An 18,279-nucleotide genomic window follows, 5' to 3' on the forward strand; every position below is an offset into this window, starting at 1 on the left:
GCGCTTATCTGGTAAGCGCTAGTAGCTATGATTTCAGGAGTCTCGCAGGGCAAACCCCGCCTGCGGCTCGTCACGAAAGCGCTCCTTCAGCTTGCGGCGCAGCAGCTTGCCGGTCTCCAGGCGCGGCAGCGCATCGACGAACACCACGCGCTGGGGCAGCTTCATGCGCGCCAACACCTCGGCCGCCTGGGCGGCAATGGCGCGTGCCGTGTCCAGCGAGGCCTGCGCGCCGTGGCGCAGCACCACGGCTGCCAGGGGCTGCTCGCCAAAGTCGGGGTGGGGTACGCCCACCACGGCCACCTCGTACACGTCGGGGTGGCGCATCAGGGCGTTCTCGATCTCCTGCGGGTACAGGTTGACGCCCCCCGAGAGGATCAGGTCTGCGCGCCGGTCGCTTAAGTAAAGGTAGCCCTCGGCATCCACATGGCCGATGTCGCCATAGGTGATCCAGCCACGCTCGTTGATGGCCTGGCGCGTCTTCTCCTCGTCGTTGAGGTAGCTGAACTGTCCGCCGCCCGAGAAGTACACCTGTCCGATCTCGCCCGCGGGCAACTCCTGCCCGTCGTCGCCCACGATGTGCAACCGGCCCGTGGTGGGGCGGCCTACCGAGCCGGGGCGCCGGCGCCACTCGGCGGAATTGATCATCGTCGTGCCGCAGCCCTCGGAGCCCGCGTAGTACTCCATGAGGATGTCGCCCCACCAGTCGAGCATGGCGTGCTTCACATCCACGGGGCAGGGCGCGGCGGCGTGGATGGCCACGCGGTGGCTGGACAGGTCGTAGCGCTGGCGCACGGTCTCGGGCAGCTTGAGCATGCGGCCGAACATGGTGGGCACCCACTGGCTGTGGGTGACGCGGTAGCGCTCGATGAGGGCCAGGGCGGTCTCGGCGTCAAAGCGCTCCATGATCACGGCCTGCCCGCCCAGCTCCAGCACGCGCAGCGTGTAGCGCAGCGGCGCAGCGTGGTACAGCGGCGCGGGCGAGAGGTACACGGTGTCTTCGCCCATGCCCATGATGCGCGCCGTGCCCAGCGCCTCGGGGTCGGTCTGGCCGCGCAGATGGGCGGGCCACAGGGGCTTGAGCACGCCCTTGGGCCGGCCCGTGGTGCCCGAGGAATACAGCAGATCGCGCCCCAGCGGGCGGTCGGCGAAGTCCGCCGCCGGCCCCTGCTGGGCGGCCAGCGCGGCGGGCAGCGACGCGGCCTGCGGCGTGGCCGCATCCACCGTCCAGCAGGGCAGCGGCGGGCCGTCCTGCAGCCCGCCGAGCTGCGGCAGGGTCTTGTCAGAAGCCACCACGAGCCGTGCACCGCAGTCGCGCACGATGTAGGCCACCTCGGCCGGCGTCAGGTGGGTGCTGAGCACGGCGGCATACAGGCCCGCCTGCCGGGCCGCCAGCGCCAGCGCCAGGATCTCGACGCGGTTTTCCAGCACCACCGCGAAGCGCTCGCCCGGCTGCAGCCCCTGGGCATGGAGCCACTGCGCCATGCCCAGGGCGCTGCGCGCCACCTCGCCGGCGCGGTACTGCACCCCGGTCTCTGCCATGGCCAATACCACCCGTTCAGGAGCCGCTGCCGCGCGGCCAAAGAAGTCCTGCATGCCTGTCACCCGTCGCTCCTCGGTGCTCCGCAGCGGCAGCGATACACCACCAAATGCGGAATGCTTGTCTCATAAAACAAATGTCTTTCTGGATTTTTTCAGCAGCAACGCGCAAAAAGCACCGGGTAAACACGGCCTTCAGCACAAACTAACCCATGAGAAATTGTTTTTAATGGATCATTGGTTCCACAAAACGTATGGAGCAAGCATGAAAAACCCCGTCATCGTCGACGCCATCCGCAGTCCCATGGCCCGGGCCAAGCCCGACGGCGCGCTGGCCCAAGTGCACCCCGTGGATCTGCTCTCGCAGGTGCTGGAGCAGCTGGTGGAGCGCAACCAGATCGACCCCGGCCAGGTGGATGACGTGATCTGCGGCTGCGTGAGCCAGGCTGGCGAGCAGGCCGGCACGCCCGGGCGCCTGGCCTGGCTGGCTGCGGGCCTGCCTGCGCACGTGCCCTCCACCACCATCGACCGCAAGTGCGGCTCCAGCCAGCAGGCCGTGCACTTCGCGGCCCAGGCCATCATGGCCGGCACGCAGGACATCGTGATCGCCTGCGGCGTGGAGTCCATGAGCCGCGTGCCCATGGGCAGCTCGCGCATGGGCCAGAACACCACCGGCGCACGGTTCGACGCGCGCTACGCCCCCGGCCTGGTGGGGCAGGGTGTCTCGGCCGACCTGGTGGCCGCCCAATGGGGCCTGGACCGCACCGCGCTGGACACCTATGCCGCGCGCTCGCACCAGCGTGCCCACGCGGCGCAGTCCAGCGGAGGCTTTGCGCGCGAGATCGTGGGCATCGACACCCCTGCCGGCCGCGTGACGGCAGACGAGACCATCCGCGCCGGCACCACGGTGGAAAAGCTCGCCGGCCTGAAGGCCGTGTTCGAGAACGAGGAGCTGTCCGCGCGCTTCCCGCAGATCCAGTGGGCCACCACGGCGGGCAATGCCTCGCAGATGACCGACGGCGCCAGCGCCATGCTCATCATGAGCGAGCAGCGTGCCCAGCAGCTGGGCCTGCGTCCCCGTGCGCGTTTCGTGGCCTTCGACGTGGTGGGCGACGACCCGCTGTACATGCTCACCGCCCCCATCCCGGCCACGCAGCGCGTGCTGGCCAAGGCCAAGATGAAGCTGGACGACATCCACCACTACGAGATCAACGAGGCCTTCGCCTCCGTGCCCCTGGCCTGGCAGAAGGAACTGAAGGCCGATGGCGAGCGCCTGAACCCGCGCGGCGGCGCCATCGCCCTGGGCCACCCGCTGGGCGCCTCGGGCATCCGCCTCATGACCACGATGCTGCACGCCCTGGAAGACAGCGGCCAGCGCTACGGCCTGCAGTCCATGTGCGAGGCCGGCGGCATGGCCAACGCCACCATCATCGAACGTTTGTAACTATCAATTTAATAGCAAAAAACGCCCTGTGATTGCGCACTTGAGGGCAAAAAGGACAGAAACATGAAGCTGCAACAAGGAATGACCGCCCTCGTCACCGGCGGGGTCTCGGGCCTGGGCGAGGCCACGGCCCTCCAGCTGCTGGAGCGCGGCCTGAACGTGGTGGTCGTGGACCTGAACGACGAGCGCGGCCAGGCCATGGAACAGCAGTACGCCGGCCGGCTGCGCTATGTGAAGGCCGATGTATCGGACGCCGAGCAGATGGCCCCGGCCATCGCCGCGGCCCAGGCCTTCGGCAACTTCCGCGCGCTGGTGCACTGCGCCGGCATCGGCGGCCCGCTGCGCCTGATCGAGAAGGACGGCAGCCCCGGCTCGCTGGAAAAATACGTCAACATCATCCGCGTCAACCTCATCGGCACGTTCAACGTGCTGCGCCTGGCGGCCGTGAGCATGGCGGGGAACGAGCCCATCGATGGCGAGCGCGGCGCCTGCGTGCTCACCGCATCGGTGGCGGGCTATGAGGGGCAGATCGGCCAGATTCCGTACGCCTCCTCCAAGGCGGGCGTGATCGGCCTGACCCTCGTGGCCGCACGCGACCTGGCGTCCAAGTTCATCCGCGTGTGCACCATCGCGCCGGGCCTGTTCGATACGCCCATCCTGGCCAAGCTGCCCGAGAACGTGCGCCAGTCGCTGTCGGCCTCGGTGCCCCACCCTGCACGCCTGGGCTACCCCTCGGAGTACGCCATGACCGCGCTGCACATCCTGGAGAACCCCATGCTCAATGGCGAGACCATCCGCCTGGATGGGGCCATTCGCATGGCGCCTAGATGACGCCCCCCTGAGGCGCTGCGCCCCCCCCGCTCTCGCGTCGCTGCGCTACGCGGGCAGGGGGACGCAGCCCTCGCTGCGGGGCGGCCCTTGCGCGGCCGCCCTGGTCTCAGGCAGCGCCAGTTTCATAGGTCGCGGGCCGCGTAACGCGGCGCAGAACTGCAAGGACTTTTTTTATGGCATCCACGGTACTGGTCGAAGTGCGCGGCAACGTGCTGATCATGACGCTGAGCAACCCCGAGGCGCGCAATGCCGCCACGCTGGAGATGGCCGAGGCCATGGCGGCAGCGCTGGACGAGCTGGACCGCAACCCCGCCCTGCAGGTGGGCGTCATCACCGGCGCGGGCGGCACCTTCTGCGCGGGCATGGACCTGAAGGGCTTTTTGCAGGGCAAGCGCCCCAGCCTGCCGGGGCGGGGGTTCCTGGGCCTCACGCAGCAGCCGCCGCGCAAGCCGCTGATTGCGGCCGTGGAAGGCTACGCCCTCGCCGGCGGCTTTGAAACCGTGCTGGCCTGCGACCTGATCGTCGCCGCCAAGACGGCCCAATTCGGCCTTCCCGAGGTCAAGCGTGGCTTGGCCGCCGCGGCTGGCGGGCTGCTGCGCCTGCCCAGGCGCCTGCCCTACCACCTGGCGATGGAAGCCATCCTCACGGGCGACATGTTCAGCGCCGAGCGCGCGCAGGCCCATGGCCTGGTCAACCGCCTGGTTGAGCCCGGCCAGGCGCTGGACAGCGCCCTGGAACTGGCCCAGGCTGTGGCCGCCAACGGCCCGCTCGCGCTGATCGCCAGCAAGCGCGTGGCGCAGGAGTCGGCCGACTGGACGCAGGCCGAGATGTTCGAGCGCCAGGCCGTCATCACCGCGCCGGTGTTCGCCTCGCTGGATGCGCGCGAGGGCGCCGCGGCCTTTGCCGAGAAGCGCCCGCCGGTCTGGAAGGGCGTTTGATCGGAAAAGGGGCGCTAACGCTCACCTATCAGGCGCCATTAGCTAGTTAATTCATAGCAAAAGCGGCCGCAGTGCCGCAAGGACCCCAGGAGACACAACCATGCCGTTCCCTCACCGCCGCCACGCGCTGCGCCTGGCAGGCGCCACCGCCCTGCTGGGCCTGGCTGCCCTGGGTGCATCGCAGCCCGCACGGGCCGACGCCACCTGGCCCACACGCCCCATCACCTTCGTCGTGCCCGGCGCGGCTGGCGGCACCACCGACACGCCCGTGCGCTTCATGGCGCAAAAGCTCAGCGAGCGGCTGGGCCAGCCCATCGTGGTGGACAACAAGCCCGGCGCGGGCGGCTCGCTGGGCAGCAGCCTCGTAGCGCGCGCGCAGCCGGACGGCTACAACGTGCTGGTGGGCAACACCGGCTCCAACGCCATCAACTACACCGCCTACCAGAAGCTCCCCTACAAGGCCGAAGACTTCACTCCGCTGACCGACATGATCTCGTTCGCCAACGTGCTGGTCGTGCCGGTGAAGTCCCCCATCAAGAGCCTGAAGGAACTCGTCGCCGCCGCCAAGCGCGAGCCCGGAAAGCTCGCGTTCTCGTCCGCGGGCGTGGGCCAGACCACGCACCTCATGGGCGAGCTGCTGCGCCAGAGCGCGGGGGTGGACGTGGTGCACGTGCCCTACAAGGGCTCCGCCCCCGCCACCATGGCCATCGTGGCCGGCGAGACCCAGTTCATGTTCGACAACCTCACGGGGTCGCTGGGCCATGTGAAGGATGGCAAGCTGCGTGCGCTGGCCGTGACCGGCGCCACGCGCGAGCCCGAGCTGCCCGACGTGCCCACCATGACCGAACTGGGCATGAAGGACTTCGACAAGGTGGGCTGGATGGGCTTCTTCGTGCCCGCCAAGACGCCGCCGGCCGTCGTGAAGAAGCTCACCGACAACCTCATCGCCGTGCTGCAGGACCCGGCCGTGGTCAAGCGCTACCGCGAGCTGGGCGGCCGCCCCGGCGGCATGGCGCCCGAGCAGTTTTCGCAGATGGTGGAGCGCGACCGGCAGGACTGGGGCGCGCTGATCCGCAGCCAGAAGCTGCAGCTGGACTGAAAGGAGGGCGCCATGGCTGAGTTCTCCTCCTTCGCAGGCCGCCACGTCTTCGTGGCCGGCGGCACCAGCGGCATCAACCTCGGCATCGCCCAGGCGTTTGCACGCGCGGGCGCCCACGTGGTGGTCATGAGCCGCTCGCCCGACAAGGTGCAGCAGGCGGCCGAAGGCCTGCGCGCGCTGGGTGCGCAGGCGCTGGGTATCAGTGCCGACGTGCGCGACCCCGCTGCGGTGGACGCCGCGCTGCGCCAGGCGCATGCGCAGTTCGGTGACATCGACGTGCTGATCTCCGGCGCAGCGGGCAACTTCATCGCGCCCGCGGCCGACCTGTCGCCCAACGGCTTCAAGACCGTGATCGACATCGACCTGAACGGCAGCTTCCACGTGCTGCGCCTGGCGTACCCGATGCTCAAGAAACCGGGCGCCAGCGTCATCAACATCTCGGCGCCGCAGGGCGTGAACCCCACCATGTACCAGGTGCATGCCTGCGCCGCCAAGGCCGGCATCGACATGATGACGCGCGTGCTGGCCATGGAATGGGGCGAGGTGGGCGTGCGCGTGAACGCCATCGCGCCCGGCCCGATTGGCGACACCGAGGGCATGCGGCGCCTGGCGCCCACGCCCGAGGCACTGGCCAACGCGGTCGCCACCGTGCCGCTGCAGCGCATGGGCACGCTCGATGACATTGCGAACATGGCGCTGTTCCTCTCGTCGCCACAGGCGGGCTACGTGACGGGCGCCGTGATTCCCGTGGACGGTGGCTCGTCGCTACGCGGCGGGCGCGACATGCGCGCGTCGTACGTGCCGCGGAGCGCGGCATGAGCCAGGTATACGAGCGCATCGTTTTCGAGGTGCAGGACGGCGTGGCCACGCTGACCCTGAGCAACCCCGCCAAGCGCAACGCCTTCGACCCCGCCATGCGCGGGGAGATGGCCGCGGTGGTGCGCCAGGTGCAGGCCGACCCGGCCATCCGCGCGCTGGTGCTGACGGGCGCGGGCGCGCATTTCTGCTCGGGCGGCGACCTCTCCAACATCGCCGCCAGCGGGCTGGACAACGGCGGCTGGCGCCAGCGCCTGACCAGCCTGCACGACTGGCTCAAGGACCTGGTGCTGCTGGACAAGCCGGTGATTGCTGCCGTCGATGGCGCGGCCTATGGCGCGGGCTTCAGCCTGGCGCTGGCGGCGGACTTCATCATCGCCAGCACCCGCGCGCGCTTTGCCATGTCGTTCATCCGCGTGGGCGTGGTGCCGGACTGCGCGGCCTTCTACACCCTGCCGCGCGTGGTGGGCGTGCAGCGCGCGCGAGCTCATGCTGTCGGGCCGCGAGGTGCAGGCCGACGAGGCGCTGCGCCTGGGCATTGCCACCGAACTGGTAGAGCCCGATGCGCTGCAGGTCCGCGCCCAGGCGATTGCGCGCAGCTTCGTGGGCGCATCGCCCGTGGCGCTGAGCCTGATCAAGCGCTCGCTCGCGCTGGCCGCGAGCGACCTGCCGTCGTTGCTGGAGCAGGAGGCCAACGCCCAGGCCCTGGCCATGGGCACGCCCGAGCACCGCGAGGCCGTGCGCTGCTTCCTGGAGAAAAGGCCGATGCCCTTCCAGTGGCCGCAGACCTGACTTTGAAACAGGTGAAAATCTCAAGCTTTTTGAGGTCAATGTGAACGTGAACGCAGATCCGGACGGCAAACTGGTCAGCGCCCTGGTGCGTGGCGTTTCCATATTGCGGTGCTTCTCCAGCAAGTGCCAGGAACTCAGCGCCAAGGAGCTGATGGACCTGACCGGCCTGCCCAAGCCCACGCTGTTTCGCCTGACGGACACGCTGTGCGAGCTGGGCCTGCTGCGCTATTCGGAGCGGCTGTCCAAGTACGTGCCGGGCCTGGGCCTGCTGCAGTTGTCCTCGCCCGTGCTCACGCGCATGGCCCTGCGCCAGTTCGCCCGGCCGCACATGCAGGCGCTGGCCGACCTGACCGAGGGGCAGGTGCAGCTGGCCGTGGGCCACAAGCGCCGGCTGTGCATGGTGGAGCTGGCCAACGGCATGGGCAACACCGTGTTCCGCCAGGAAATCGGTGTGCCCATCTCGCTGTCGCGCACGGCCACGGGCCGCGCCTATCTGCTGGGCATGGCCGAGGACGATCGCAAGGCCTACCTGCAGGACCTGCAGCGCAACGACCCGCAGCGCGCCGCGTGGCTGGAGCAGCGCCTGACGGACGCGCGCGACGACTTCGCGCGCCACGGCTTCTGCCGCAGCCACGGCGACCTGCACCGCGAGATCGAATCCATCGCCGTGCCCATGTCGCAGCCGCAGGACGGGGAGCTCTGGGTGTTCGCCGTCTCGGTGCCGGTGTTCAGCCCCATGTACGCCCGGCTGGAGACAGACCTGGGCCCGCGCCTGCGCACGCTGGTGCGCTCGGTGGAGAGCGTGCTTGGGGCCTCCGGCCTCACCTGATACCCGCGCCCGCCACCCATACAACATCTACCAAGGAGACATCGTGAAGGTTCTGGACAGCGTGCGCGTACTGGAGATTGGCGGCCTGGGGCCGGGGCCGTTTTGTGCGATGCACCTGGCCGACCTGGGTGCGGACGTCATTTCCGTAGTGCGCGAGACGAAGGGCCGCGAGACGACCGGCGCCTTGCTCAATCGCGGCAAGCGCTCGGTGTTTGCCGACCTCAAGACCGAGGAGGGGCGCCAGTTGGTGCTGGCCCTGGTGGCCGAGGCCGATGCGCTCATCGAGGGCATGCGCCCTGGCGTGATGGAGCGCCTGGGTCTGGGCCCCGAGGAGTGCATGGCGGTCAACCCGCGCCTGGTGTACGGGCGCATGACGGGCTGGGGCCAGAGCGGACCGTTGGCACCGCGTGCGGGGCACGACACGAACTATGCCGCCGTCAGCGGCGCGCTGTGGGGCTGCAGTCCGGTGGGCGCGCGGCCCGTCTCGCCTTTCGCCGTGCTTGGCGACATCGGCGGCGGTGCCATGTACCTGATGACGGGGCTGCTGTCGGGCATCGTGCAGGCGCGCGCCACGGGCCGCGGCACGGTGGTGGACGCAGCCATCGTGGACGGCTCGGCCCATATGCTGAACCTGATGCTGAGTGCGCGCCAGAGCGGCCTGGTGGCCGATGTGCGCGGCCAGAGCATCCACGACAGCGCGCCCTTCTACGACACCTATGTCTGCGCCGACGGCCATTACGTCACCGTGGGCGCTATCGAGCCGCAGTTCTACACCCTGCTGCTGCAGGTGCTGGGGCTGGCCGAGGACCCCGATTTCACCGGGTCGCAATGGGACAAGGCCGCCTGGCCGGTGCGGCGCGCGCGGCTGGCCGCGCTGTTCCTGGCGCAGCCGCGTGCGCACTGGCAGGCGCTGCTGGAGCCCACCGACGCCTGTTTTGGCGTCGTGCTCAGCCCCGTCGAGGCGGCGCAGCACCCGCACATGCGTGCGCGGGATGTGTATTCCGAACGCCAGGGGGTGCTACAGGCGGCACCCGCGCCCCGCTTTGATGGTGCAGCCTACGAGCCGGGCGAGGCCTGCGCGCCCGGCGCGCATACGCAGTCGGTCATGGAAGGCCTGGGCCAGTCCGGCGCGCGGGCCGTGTGGCGCCAGCGCTGAGCACGTTGCGCGGGGCAGTCTCCCGCGCGGCCCTGGTTACCGTTGCTGGAGCAGCGCGGACGCTGGCAGCAGCCTGAAGGCCAGCGACGCCAGCGCCAGCCAGGCGGCGATGCACAGCAACACCGCGCGGTAGGGCTCCAGCCCGGCGCTGGTGGCCCAGGCGGCCACGGCGCCGGTCAGCGATTGCATCAGCGCCACCCCCAGAAACATGGCCATGGTGTAGAGCGACAGGGCGCGTCCCGTCTGTTCGTTGGGGTAGGACGAGCGCACGTCGGCATATTGCAAGATGCTGTAGCCTGACAGCAGCCCCATCGCGATCATCAGCGCCACCGTGGCCTGGGCGTTGTTGACCCAGGCCATGATGGCGAACAGGCCGGCCATCGACAGCGAAGCGCGGCCCACCCAGGTGCGGCGCCGGGCGGGGCCCGGGTCCATGCGGCCGAAAGCGGCGGGGGTGAACAGCGCAATCAGCGACAGCACCAGCGCCACGTTGCCACTGTCCACCAGCGAAAAACCGTAGCGGTCGATCAGCAGAGGCCCCAGCCACAGGCCGCGCAGCGACAAAAAGGCCGCATAGCACGACATGCCGAGGATCACGATGCCCCAGGTGTGTGGCACGGTAAAGAGCCGTCCCATGCCCGTCAGCGCCTCCCCCCAGCTGCTGGCTGGACGGTGTGCGGTATCGGCACGTACCGGTTCATGCACCAGCGCATAAATCAACAGCCACGACAGCAGGCTCAGGCCAGCCAGCAGGCCAAAGCCGGCACGCCAGCCCCAGTGCTGCACCACCCAGGCCAGCGGTGTGCCGGTGAACAGCAACCCCAGCCCGCCCAGGCCCATGCTCAGGCCCGAGAAAAAGGCAAACCGGTCGGCCGCGAAATAGCGCGCAATGAACAGCGTGCAGGCCACGAAGGCGGGTGAATAGCCCACCCCGATCAGCACCTGACCGACCATCAGCCAGCCATAGCTGGGCGCCAGCGCAGACAGGGCCGCGCCAGCGATGCCCAGGGGCGCAGCCACCAGCACCGTACGGCGCAGGCCGTAGCGGTCCAGTGCGATGCCCATCAGCAGTTGCGCAATGCCGAACGACAAACCAAACAGTCCGGCAAACGCCCCCAACGAGGAAGCCTGCAGGCCGAAATCTGCCTGCAGGCCCTGGGCCACGATGGCGGTGGTGGTGCGGTAAGCCTGGCTCAGCGCAAAGCCCGACAGCAGCGTGAGCAGCATGACCCACAGCGGTTGTGTACGGAAGAGTCTCATCAAGGGAGGAATGACGGTAGGGGCACGCCGGTGATTGTGCCGGCGCGCGGCAGAGCTGCAGGCACGAAACCGGAGCGGGCCTTCAGACCCTCGCCAGGCGCTGCAGCGCCCGCGCGTGGCGCAGCAAGGTCTGCTCGGCCTGCGCCAGCACTGGTGCATCGACCATGCGGCCGTCCAGCACGCACACGCCGCCGCCCGCCTGCTCCAGCGCCTGCCGCACGCGCTGCGCATGGGTCACGGCAGCCTCATCGGGGTCGAATGCGGCATGCAGCACTGGCACCTGCGCCGGGTGGATGCACAGCTTGCCGCCAAAGCCCATGCGCCGCGCGCGCTCGGCATCGCGGCCCATGCGCTCGGGGTTGCGCGTGTCCACCGTCACGCCGTCGATGGGCGCGGCCAGCCCCGCGCGGCGCGAGGCCAGCACCAGGGCCATGCGCACGGGCAGCAACTCCTGTTCGTCTTCGGCGCAGGCCATGCCGGCGTCCACCTGGAAGTCGAGGTGTCCGAAGGCCAGCCGCGCTACCTGGGGCGCGGTAGCCAGCGCGTCGGCGGCCGCCAGGCCCGCCACGCTTTCCACCAGCGGCACCAGCGCGGCGTGCAGCCCGGCGGCCTGGGCCACGGCCTGCAGGGTCTGCGCGCGCTCGGCCTTGGGCACCACGGCGCCGGCCAGCCCCTGGGCGGTGAGTTGTGCCAACGCCTGCAGATCGGCCGTAAACCAGGGGGTTGCCTCGCTGTTGATGCGCACCAGCAGCCGCGCGCGCTGCGGGGCCGGCAGGGTGGCCAGCGCGTCGGCCAGGGCGGTGCGGGCGCGCTCCTTGTCGGCGGGGGCCACGGCGTCCTCCCAGTCGGCAATCACCAGGTCGGCGCCGCTGGCCAGGGCCTTGGGCAGCCGCTCGGGCTGGGTGGCGGGAACGAAGAGGAAGGAGCAGGCGTGGCGCACGGAGTCGGTCATGGGAAGCAGGGAGGCGGGAACAGCGCGGGTCAGGCGTATTCGGCGATTTCGATCAGGTTGTGGTCCGGGTCGCGCACGTAGACCGAGAGGATGGGGCCGCGCGCGCCGGTGCGCTGCACCGGGCCGCACTCGATGGCAATGCCGTACTCGGCCAGGCGCTGCTGCACCTGCGCCAGCGGGATGGACGCAATGAAGCACAGGTCCAGCGCGCCCGGCATCGGGTGCTGGGCCTTGGGCTCGAACTCGCGGCCCTGGATGTGCAGGTTGATCTTCTGCCCGTTGAACACAAAGGCCTTGCGGCCTTCGCCAAAGGTCTGCAGCGCCATGCCCAGCACGGTGCAGTAGAAGTGCACGCACTGCGCTTCATGGGCGGTGGTGAGCACGAGGTGGTCCAGCCGGTCGATCATGGGGTGCCTTGTGGTGCAAGCGCCCCGGCCGGCAGCGTGCCAGCCGGGGCAAAACGGGCGAGATTACTCGGCGCTCACGCCGGCGGCCTTGATGACCTTGTCCCAGCGCGCCACTTCGGCCGCCAGGTGCTTGCGCAGGCCTTCGGGCGTGGCCTTCTCGGGTGAGACCAGGTCGGAGCTCAGCTCGGCGATGCGCTTTTTCACGTTCTCGTCCTTGATCGCCACGTTCAATGCCTTGTTGAGCTTCTCGATCACGTCCTTGGGCGTGCCCTTGGGGGCGTACATGCCGTGCCACACCTTCACGTCGAAGCCCTTGAGGCCCTGCTCGTCCAGCGTGGGAATGTTGGGCATGGATGCCAGGCGCTGCGGCGTGGTCACGCCGAACACCTTGGCGCGCTTGCCGTCCTGGATCACGGGTGCGGTCTGCGTGGTCTGGTCGCACAGCAGGTCCACCTGGCCGCCCATCAGGTCGTTCATGGCCGGGCCGGCGCCCTTGTAGGGCACGGTGGTCAGCTTCACGCCCACCTGGTGCATGAACAGCATGCCGCACAGCTGCGACACGGCACCCACGCCCGCGTTGGCCAGCGACACCTTGTCCTGGTTCTTCTTCACGTAGTCCAGCAGCTCGGGGAAGGTGTTGGCGGGGAAGTCCTTGCGCGACAGCAGGGTCATGGGTACGTCGAGCACCTGGCCGATGTACTCGAAGTCCTTCAGCGGGTCGTAGGGCAGCTTCTTGTAGAGCGCGGGCGCGGTGGCCATGCCCATGTGGTGGATCAGGATGGTGTAGCCGTCGTTCTTGGACTTGGCCACGCGGTTGGGCGCAATGGTGCCGCCCGCGCCCACGGTGTTTTCCACCACCACGGTCTGGCCCAGCGACTGGCCCATGGGCACGGCCAGCAGGCGCGCCACCACGTCGGTGGGCCCGCCTGCGCTGTAGGGCACGACCAGGGTGACGTTCTTTTCAGGCCAGGTGTTGGCGGCGGCAGGGCCGCCCAAGGCCAGCGCCGCGCAGGCCGCGGCGATGGCGCCGAAGGTGGTGCGCCGGGAAATCGGGATGAAGCGTGCGGTCATGCGTATGTCTCCTTGTCGGTGGTGGTGAAGAGGGCGTCTTCTGCGCCCCTGGGGGGATCATGGGCCGCGGCGCAGACGGGACCACTGGTCAGCCCAGCAGATGCTGCGTGCGCGGCCACTCCTGCACTTGCCACAGGCGCTGCACGGCCGCCCGGGCCTGCGCGTCGGACACCGCGCCGCCGTAGGCGGCCAGGCGCAGGGCCTTGGCCGTGAGTTCCTCGCGCGAGAGGGTGTTGCCGGGGTCGCCCTTGGGCTCTTCCACGCGCCCGGCCAGCGTGCGGCCGTCGGTCGTCTGCACGGTGACTTTGCCGATCCAGCGCTGCGGGTAAGCGGCGTCCACCTCGGGGTCCAGCACCATGCGCACCTTCTCGCGCAAGGTCACAGTGTCCGGGGCCAGGAACTGCTCGTCGAATTCGGTCAAACCCGCATGGCCAAAGCGTGCGGCCAATGCCAGCACCGTGCCCATGGAGAACTTGGACTGGTGCACCGTGGTGGGCGAGACCACCGGCCCCAGCACGTCGATGGCACCCTGGTGCACATGGCAGGTCACCTGTGCGATGTCGGCGGGCGCCAGGCCGTGCTCGCGCATCACCTGCTGCAGCGCGTCGGCGGCAGGGTGCGTATGGCGGCACGAGGCATGCCACTTGAACGATGTCTCGGCCGTGGCCCAGCGGGTGCCCAGGCCCTCGGTGAGCTTGGCCGGGTTGGCATCGCTGGACATGCCCGCGGCCAGGCCCTGCGGCCCGGTGAAGATGTCCTGCGCGCCGGTGAAGCCGTCCTGGGCCAGGTAGGCGGACATCAGGCCGGCCGCGGCGGCGTGGGCCGTGTGCAGCTGCTTGCTGTCGGCCGCGGTGCGCAAAAATTCCCACAGCCCCGCCGACTGCGTGCCGGCCGAGCCAAAGGCGTGCTGCATCTGCGCGGGCGTGAGATCCAGCAGGCGCCCCACGGCAGCGGCCGCCGCCAGCGTGCCGGCCGTGGCCGTGGTGTGGAACACCTTGTAATGGCTGCGGCCCAAGAATTCGCCCACGCGGATGCCGACCTCATAGCCCGCCACGCAGGCCGCCATGAGCTGCGCGCCGCTGGCGCCGATGCTTTGCGCCACGGCCAGCGCGGGCGGAAAGACCACGGCCGCCGGGTGGAACACCGAGCCGTTGTGCACATCGTCCTGCTCGGCCACATGGCTGGCTGCGGCATTGGCCAGCGCTGCCATCATGGGGCTGCTGGTGGCGCCGTGGCCGATCACCTCGGCCGGGCCGCTGGCAGGGCCTTGCGACAGGGCAAAGCGCGTGATGCTGGCCACGGGCCGCGCGCGGCAGCCGGCCAGCACGGAGCCGAACCAGTCCACCCACAGGTCTTCGGTGCGGCGCTGCACGGGTGCGGGCACGTCGCTCCATTGCAGCGTGGCGGCAAACTGGGCCAGGGGATGGATGGTGACTTGGGTTTCTTGCTTCATTTCGGGCTCCCGGGCAGGCGTATCAAGCGCTAGCAGCTATGGTTTTTGCGTCAAAGAGGTTGCGGGGCCTGCAGGGCGTCGATCTGCTCGGCGCTCCAGCCCAGCTCGGCCAGGATGGCGGCGTTGTGCTGGCCCACGGCGGGCACGGCGTCCATGCGGTAATCGAACGCGCTGTTCACGCCGGGCGGCAGCAGCGCCGGGATGCGGCCCACGGGGGAATCCACGTCGCTCCAGCGCTGGCGTGCGGCCAGCTGCGGGTGCGCCCACAGGTCGGCCATGTCGTTCACGCGGGCGTTGGCGATGCCCGCCTGGTCCAGCCGCTCGACGACCTGGGCGGCGCTGAGCGTGGAGAACTCTTGCAGGATCAGCGCCTGCAGCGCGTCGCGGTGGGCGTTGCGCTGGCCGTTGCTGTCAAAACGCGCGTCCGAGGCCACTTCGGGGCGCTGCAGCACGGCGTCGCAAAAGGCCTTCCATTCGCGCTCGTTCTGCAGGCCCAGCATCACCGTCTTGCCATCGCCCGCCACGAACGGGCCATAGGGGTAGATGCTGGCGTGCGATGCGCCGGTGCGCGGCGGTGGCGGCGCGCCGTCGAAGGCGTAGTACATCGGATAGCCCATCCACTCGCCCATGGCTTCGAGCATGGACACGTCGATGTGGCTGCCCTCGCCCGTCTTGCCGCGCAGCAGCAGGGCCGACAGGATGTTGGTGTAGGCATACATGCCCGCGGCAATGTCGGCCACCGAGATGCCGGACTTGGATGGCGTCTCGGGCGTGCCCGTGACGGACAGGAACCCCGCCTCGCTCTGGATCAGCAGGTCGTAGGCCTTCTTGTCGCGGTACGGCCCGTCGGCGCCGTAGCCGCTGATGTCGCACACGATGAGCTTGGGGTTGTGCGCCTTGAGCGCTTCATACGACAGGCCCATGCGTGCGGCGGCGCCGGGCGCGAGGTTCTGCACCAGCACGTCGGCGGTCTTGAGCAGTTGCAGCAGCGCGGCCTTGGCCTGGGGCTGCTTCACATCGAGCGCCAGGCTCTCCTTGCTGCGGTTGATCCAGGTGAAGTGCGACGACTGGCCCTTCACGCGCTGGTCGTAGCCGCGCGCGAAGTCGCCGCTGCCGGGGCGCTCTACCTTGATGACGCGCGCGCCCAGGTCGGCCAGCTGGCGCGTGCAGAACGGCGCGGCCACCGCGTGTTCCAGCGAGACGACGGTGAGGCCGTCGAGGGGGCGGATGGTTTTTGTCATGGGTCAGTCGTTCCCTGCATGAGCGCGGTGAGCGGCGCTTGCGATCGGCGCAACCCAAGCCAGCAGACGCCGCGCAAGGGCCGCCCCGCCGCGCTGGCGTCGTCCCCCTTCCCGCGCGAAGCGCGAGAGAAGGGGGAAGCGGCGCAGCCGCTCAGGGGGTTGTTCATCTCAGAAAGAACGGGGCAAGCCCAGGATGTGCTCGGCCACGTAGCTGTAGATCATGTTGGTCGAAATCGGCGCCACCTGGTACAGGCGCGTCTCGCGGAATTTGCGCTCGATGTCGTACTCGCACGCGAAGCCAAAGCCGCCGTGGGTCTGCAGGCAGACGTTGGCCGCTTCCCAGCTGGCCTTGGCCGCCAGGTACTTGGCCATGTTGGCCTCGGCGCCCGCGTTCTGGTGGGCGTCAATCTTCTCGCAGGCCTTCCAGCGCATCAGGTTGGCGGCTTCCAGCTCGATGAAAGCGTCAGCAATCGGGAACTGCACGCCCTGGTTCTGGCCGATGGGGCGGTTGAACACCACGCGCTCCTTGGCGTATTTGCTGGCCCGGTCGATGAACCAGTAACCATCGCCAATGCACTCGGCGGCGATCAGCGTGCGCTCGGCGTTCAGGCCGTCCAGCAGGGTCTTGAAGCCCTTGCCTTCTTCGCCCAGCAGCGCGTCCTCGGGGATCTCGAGGTTGTCGAAGAACAGTTCGTTGGTCTCGTGGTTGACCATGTTCAGGATGGGGCGCACGGTGAGGCCGTTGCCAATCGCCTGGTGCAGGTCGATCAGGAAGCACGACAGGCCGTCGGAGCGCTTTTTCACCTGGTCGGCGGGCGTGGTGCGCGCCAGCAAAATCATCAGATCGCTGTGCTGGATGCGCGAGATCCAGACCTTCTGGCCGTTGATGACCCAGCGGCCGTCCTTCTTGACGGCGCTGGTCTTGAGCTTGGTGGTGTCGCTACCCGTGGTGGGCTCGGTCACGCCCATGGACTGGATGCGCAGCTCGCCCGAGGCAATCTTGGGCAGGTATTTCTGCTTTTGCGCTTCGCTGCCGCTGCGCACGATGGCGTTCATCACGTACATCTGGCCGTGGCAGGCGCCGGAGTTGCCGCCGCTGCGGTTGATCTCTTCCATGATGACCGAGGCCTCGGCCATGGTCAGGCCCGAGCCGCCGTACTCCTGCGGAATCAGCGCGGCCATCCAGCCGGCCTGGGTCAGGGCATCGACAAAGGCCTCGGGGTAGGCGCGGGCCTCATCGACCTTGCGGAAGTATTCGTCAGGGTACTGGGCACACAGAGCGCGCACGGCGTCGCGGATTTCCTGGTACTGGTCGGGCTGGTGGATCATGGTGGATTTCAAGTGTTTTTGCTCTTTAGCGCTGATGCAGCAAGCGCTAGTAGCTATGAATTTAGTAGTGTTCAGGCCAGCGTGGCGGTGCCCTGCATGGTCAGCCAGCCCTCGTGGTCCTGGGCCCACAGCTCCACGGACTTGCCGTCGCTGGAGGGCCTGCCGTGCACGCTGAACGGGTGCAGGTCGAACGTCGGTCGCACGGCGCGGAAGTCGAACGTGAGCACCTGCGCACCGGGCAGGCTGCGGCGCAGCAGGTCCAGCAGCAGCGTGGCGATCAACGGGCCGTGCACGATCAGGCCGGGGTAGCCCTCGACCTCTGTCACGTACTTGCGGTCGTAATGGATGCGGTGGCCGTTGAAGGTGAGCGCCGAGTAGCGAAACAGCAGCACGTCGTCGGGCACGATGGTGCGCGACCAGGCGGCCTGGCCCTCCAGCGGCGGCTTTTGCGGCGTGGGCGCCGGGTCGCCGGGCTGGGCGGCGCTGCGGTAGACGATGTCGTGCTCCTCGGTGAGCGCCAGGCCCTGCGCGTTGCGGTACTGGTGCTCCACCAGCACGAAGAGCAGCTCACCCGAGCGCCCGGCCTTGTGCTTGACGGACTGGATGGTGGAGGTGCGCTGCACCTGCTGGCCCACCTGCAGCGGGTTGGCACCATCCCCCTGCATTTCCCAGCGCAGGCGCCCGCCCGCCCACATGCGGCGCGGCAGCGGCACGGGCGGCAGAAAACCCCCGCGCTTGGGGTGCCCGTCCGGGCCGATCTCGCTCTGGCGCGCATGCGGCAGGAAGTACAGCCAGTGCCACAGCGGCGGCACGGTGGTGCCGGGGGCGGGCGCGGGGTCGTCGCGGTCCAGCGTGGCCGACAGCGCCGCGATGGGCGTGGCCGTGAGGGTGTCGCTCAGGGTTTCGCTTTGGCCCTGCCAGGTCTGCAGGTGCGCGAGCTGGGCGGTGTCGATGGTGGGTTCGGTCATGGTCGCCATCGTGCGGTCTGGCCGACACCCGCGCAATCCGCGTTTGTGAAAGCGCCTCTTCGGCGCCCATGAAGCCCCCGGGGTCTTCGCGCCGCTTTCATGGGGCCGAAGCCCGCCCTTGCGATTGCCGAATAGCGCAGGCGGCCCTTTGCCGTCA

The 18,279-nt window shown here is 69.1% G+C and carries 16 protein-coding genes and 1 pseudogene; 8 read left to right on the forward strand and 9 right to left on the reverse strand.

The window, feature by feature from the left end; all coding sequences use genetic code 11:
* Positions 1-33: 33 nt before the first annotated feature.
* Positions 34-1,593, reverse strand: a complete 1,560-nt coding sequence (locus tag DTPSY_RS00595) for an AMP-binding protein (RefSeq protein WP_041838921.1) — start codon at positions 1,591-1,593, stop codon at positions 34-36.
* 208 nt (positions 1,594-1,801) lie between these two features.
* Between DTPSY_RS00595 and DTPSY_RS00600 the strand changes: the two genes are divergently transcribed.
* The 8 genes and pseudogenes from DTPSY_RS00600 (at position 1,802) to DTPSY_RS00635 (ending at position 9,441) form a co-directional block, all read left to right on the forward strand.
* A complete protein-coding gene (locus DTPSY_RS00600; protein WP_012655228.1) occupies positions 1,802-2,980 on the forward strand; it encodes a thiolase family protein in 1,179 nt (392 codons plus the stop codon).
* A gap of 63 nt (positions 2,981-3,043) precedes the next feature.
* On the forward strand, positions 3,044-3,811 hold the full coding sequence (locus DTPSY_RS00605; RefSeq protein ID WP_012655229.1) for an SDR family NAD(P)-dependent oxidoreductase: 768 nt from the start codon (positions 3,044-3,046) through the stop codon (positions 3,809-3,811).
* Positions 3,812-3,984: 173 nt separating this feature from the next.
* Complete coding sequence (locus tag DTPSY_RS00610; protein WP_012655230.1) at positions 3,985-4,749, forward strand: crotonase/enoyl-CoA hydratase family protein; 765 nt, start codon at positions 3,985-3,987, stop codon at positions 4,747-4,749.
* A 100-nt stretch (positions 4,750-4,849) separates the two neighbouring features.
* Positions 4,850-5,848, forward strand: coding sequence for a Bug family tripartite tricarboxylate transporter substrate binding protein (locus DTPSY_RS00615; protein ID WP_012655231.1), 999 nt, complete (start codon positions 4,850-4,852; stop codon positions 5,846-5,848).
* 12 nt (positions 5,849-5,860) lie between these two features.
* A complete protein-coding gene (locus DTPSY_RS00620; RefSeq protein ID WP_012655232.1) occupies positions 5,861-6,667 on the forward strand; it encodes an SDR family oxidoreductase in 807 nt (268 codons plus the stop codon).
* Positions 6,664-7,456, forward strand: a pseudogene (locus tag DTPSY_RS00625) (enoyl-CoA hydratase/isomerase family protein). The gene DTPSY_RS00620 and the pseudogene DTPSY_RS00625 overlap by 4 nt, the downstream one beginning before the upstream one ends.
* 40 nt (positions 7,457-7,496) lie before the next feature.
* The gene (locus DTPSY_RS00630) at positions 7,497-8,285 is read left to right on the forward strand and encodes an IclR family transcriptional regulator (RefSeq protein WP_012655233.1); all 789 of its coding nucleotides are present in this window, start codon (positions 7,497-7,499) and stop codon (positions 8,283-8,285) included.
* 43 nt (positions 8,286-8,328) lie between these two features.
* Entirely contained in the window at positions 8,329-9,441 is a 1,113-nt protein-coding gene (locus tag DTPSY_RS00635; protein ID WP_012655234.1) for a CaiB/BaiF CoA transferase family protein, read from the forward strand.
* A 36-nt stretch (positions 9,442-9,477) separates the two neighbouring features.
* Here the strand turns inward: DTPSY_RS00635 and DTPSY_RS00640 are convergent, their stop codons facing one another.
* From DTPSY_RS00640 to DTPSY_RS00675, 8 genes are all read right to left on the reverse strand, one after another.
* Positions 9,478-10,701: an MFS transporter gene (locus tag DTPSY_RS00640; RefSeq protein WP_012655235.1), complete on the reverse strand. Its 1,224-nt coding sequence runs from the start codon at positions 10,699-10,701 to the stop codon at positions 9,478-9,480.
* An 82-nt stretch (positions 10,702-10,783) separates the two neighbouring features.
* Positions 10,784-11,653 carry an HpcH/HpaI aldolase/citrate lyase family protein gene (locus DTPSY_RS00645; RefSeq protein WP_012655236.1) on the reverse strand — a complete coding sequence of 290 codons (870 nt, stop codon included), beginning with the start codon at positions 11,651-11,653 and terminating at the stop codon, positions 10,784-10,786.
* A gap of 29 nt (positions 11,654-11,682) precedes the next feature.
* Positions 11,683-12,060: a VOC family protein gene (locus DTPSY_RS00650; RefSeq protein ID WP_012655237.1), complete on the reverse strand. Its 378-nt coding sequence runs from the start codon at positions 12,058-12,060 to the stop codon at positions 11,683-11,685.
* A gap of 63 nt (positions 12,061-12,123) precedes the next feature.
* Positions 12,124-13,131, reverse strand: coding sequence for a tripartite tricarboxylate transporter substrate binding protein BugD (locus DTPSY_RS00655; protein WP_012655238.1), 1,008 nt, complete (start codon positions 13,129-13,131; stop codon positions 12,124-12,126).
* A gap of 88 nt (positions 13,132-13,219) precedes the next feature.
* Complete coding sequence (locus DTPSY_RS00660; protein ID WP_012655239.1) at positions 13,220-14,584, reverse strand: MmgE/PrpD family protein; 1,365 nt, start codon at positions 14,582-14,584, stop codon at positions 13,220-13,222.
* A gap of 50 nt (positions 14,585-14,634) precedes the next feature.
* Positions 14,635-15,825 (reverse strand): CaiB/BaiF CoA transferase family protein, encoded by a 1,191-nt coding sequence (locus DTPSY_RS00665; RefSeq protein ID WP_012655240.1) that lies wholly within the window; start codon positions 15,823-15,825, stop codon positions 14,635-14,637.
* A gap of 168 nt (positions 15,826-15,993) precedes the next feature.
* Positions 15,994-17,154, reverse strand: a complete 1,161-nt coding sequence (locus tag DTPSY_RS00670) for an acyl-CoA dehydrogenase family protein (RefSeq protein WP_011803587.1) — start codon at positions 17,152-17,154, stop codon at positions 15,994-15,996.
* Between the two features lie 71 nt (positions 17,155-17,225).
* Positions 17,226-18,131 (reverse strand): HTD2 family dehydratase, encoded by a 906-nt coding sequence (locus tag DTPSY_RS00675; protein ID WP_012655241.1) that lies wholly within the window; start codon positions 18,129-18,131, stop codon positions 17,226-17,228.
* Positions 18,132-18,279: the final 148 nt, after the last annotated feature.

This window comes from [Acidovorax] ebreus TPSY, assembly GCF_000022305.1.
Lineage (GTDB): Bacteria > Pseudomonadota > Gammaproteobacteria > Burkholderiales > Burkholderiaceae_C > Diaphorobacter > Diaphorobacter nitroreducens.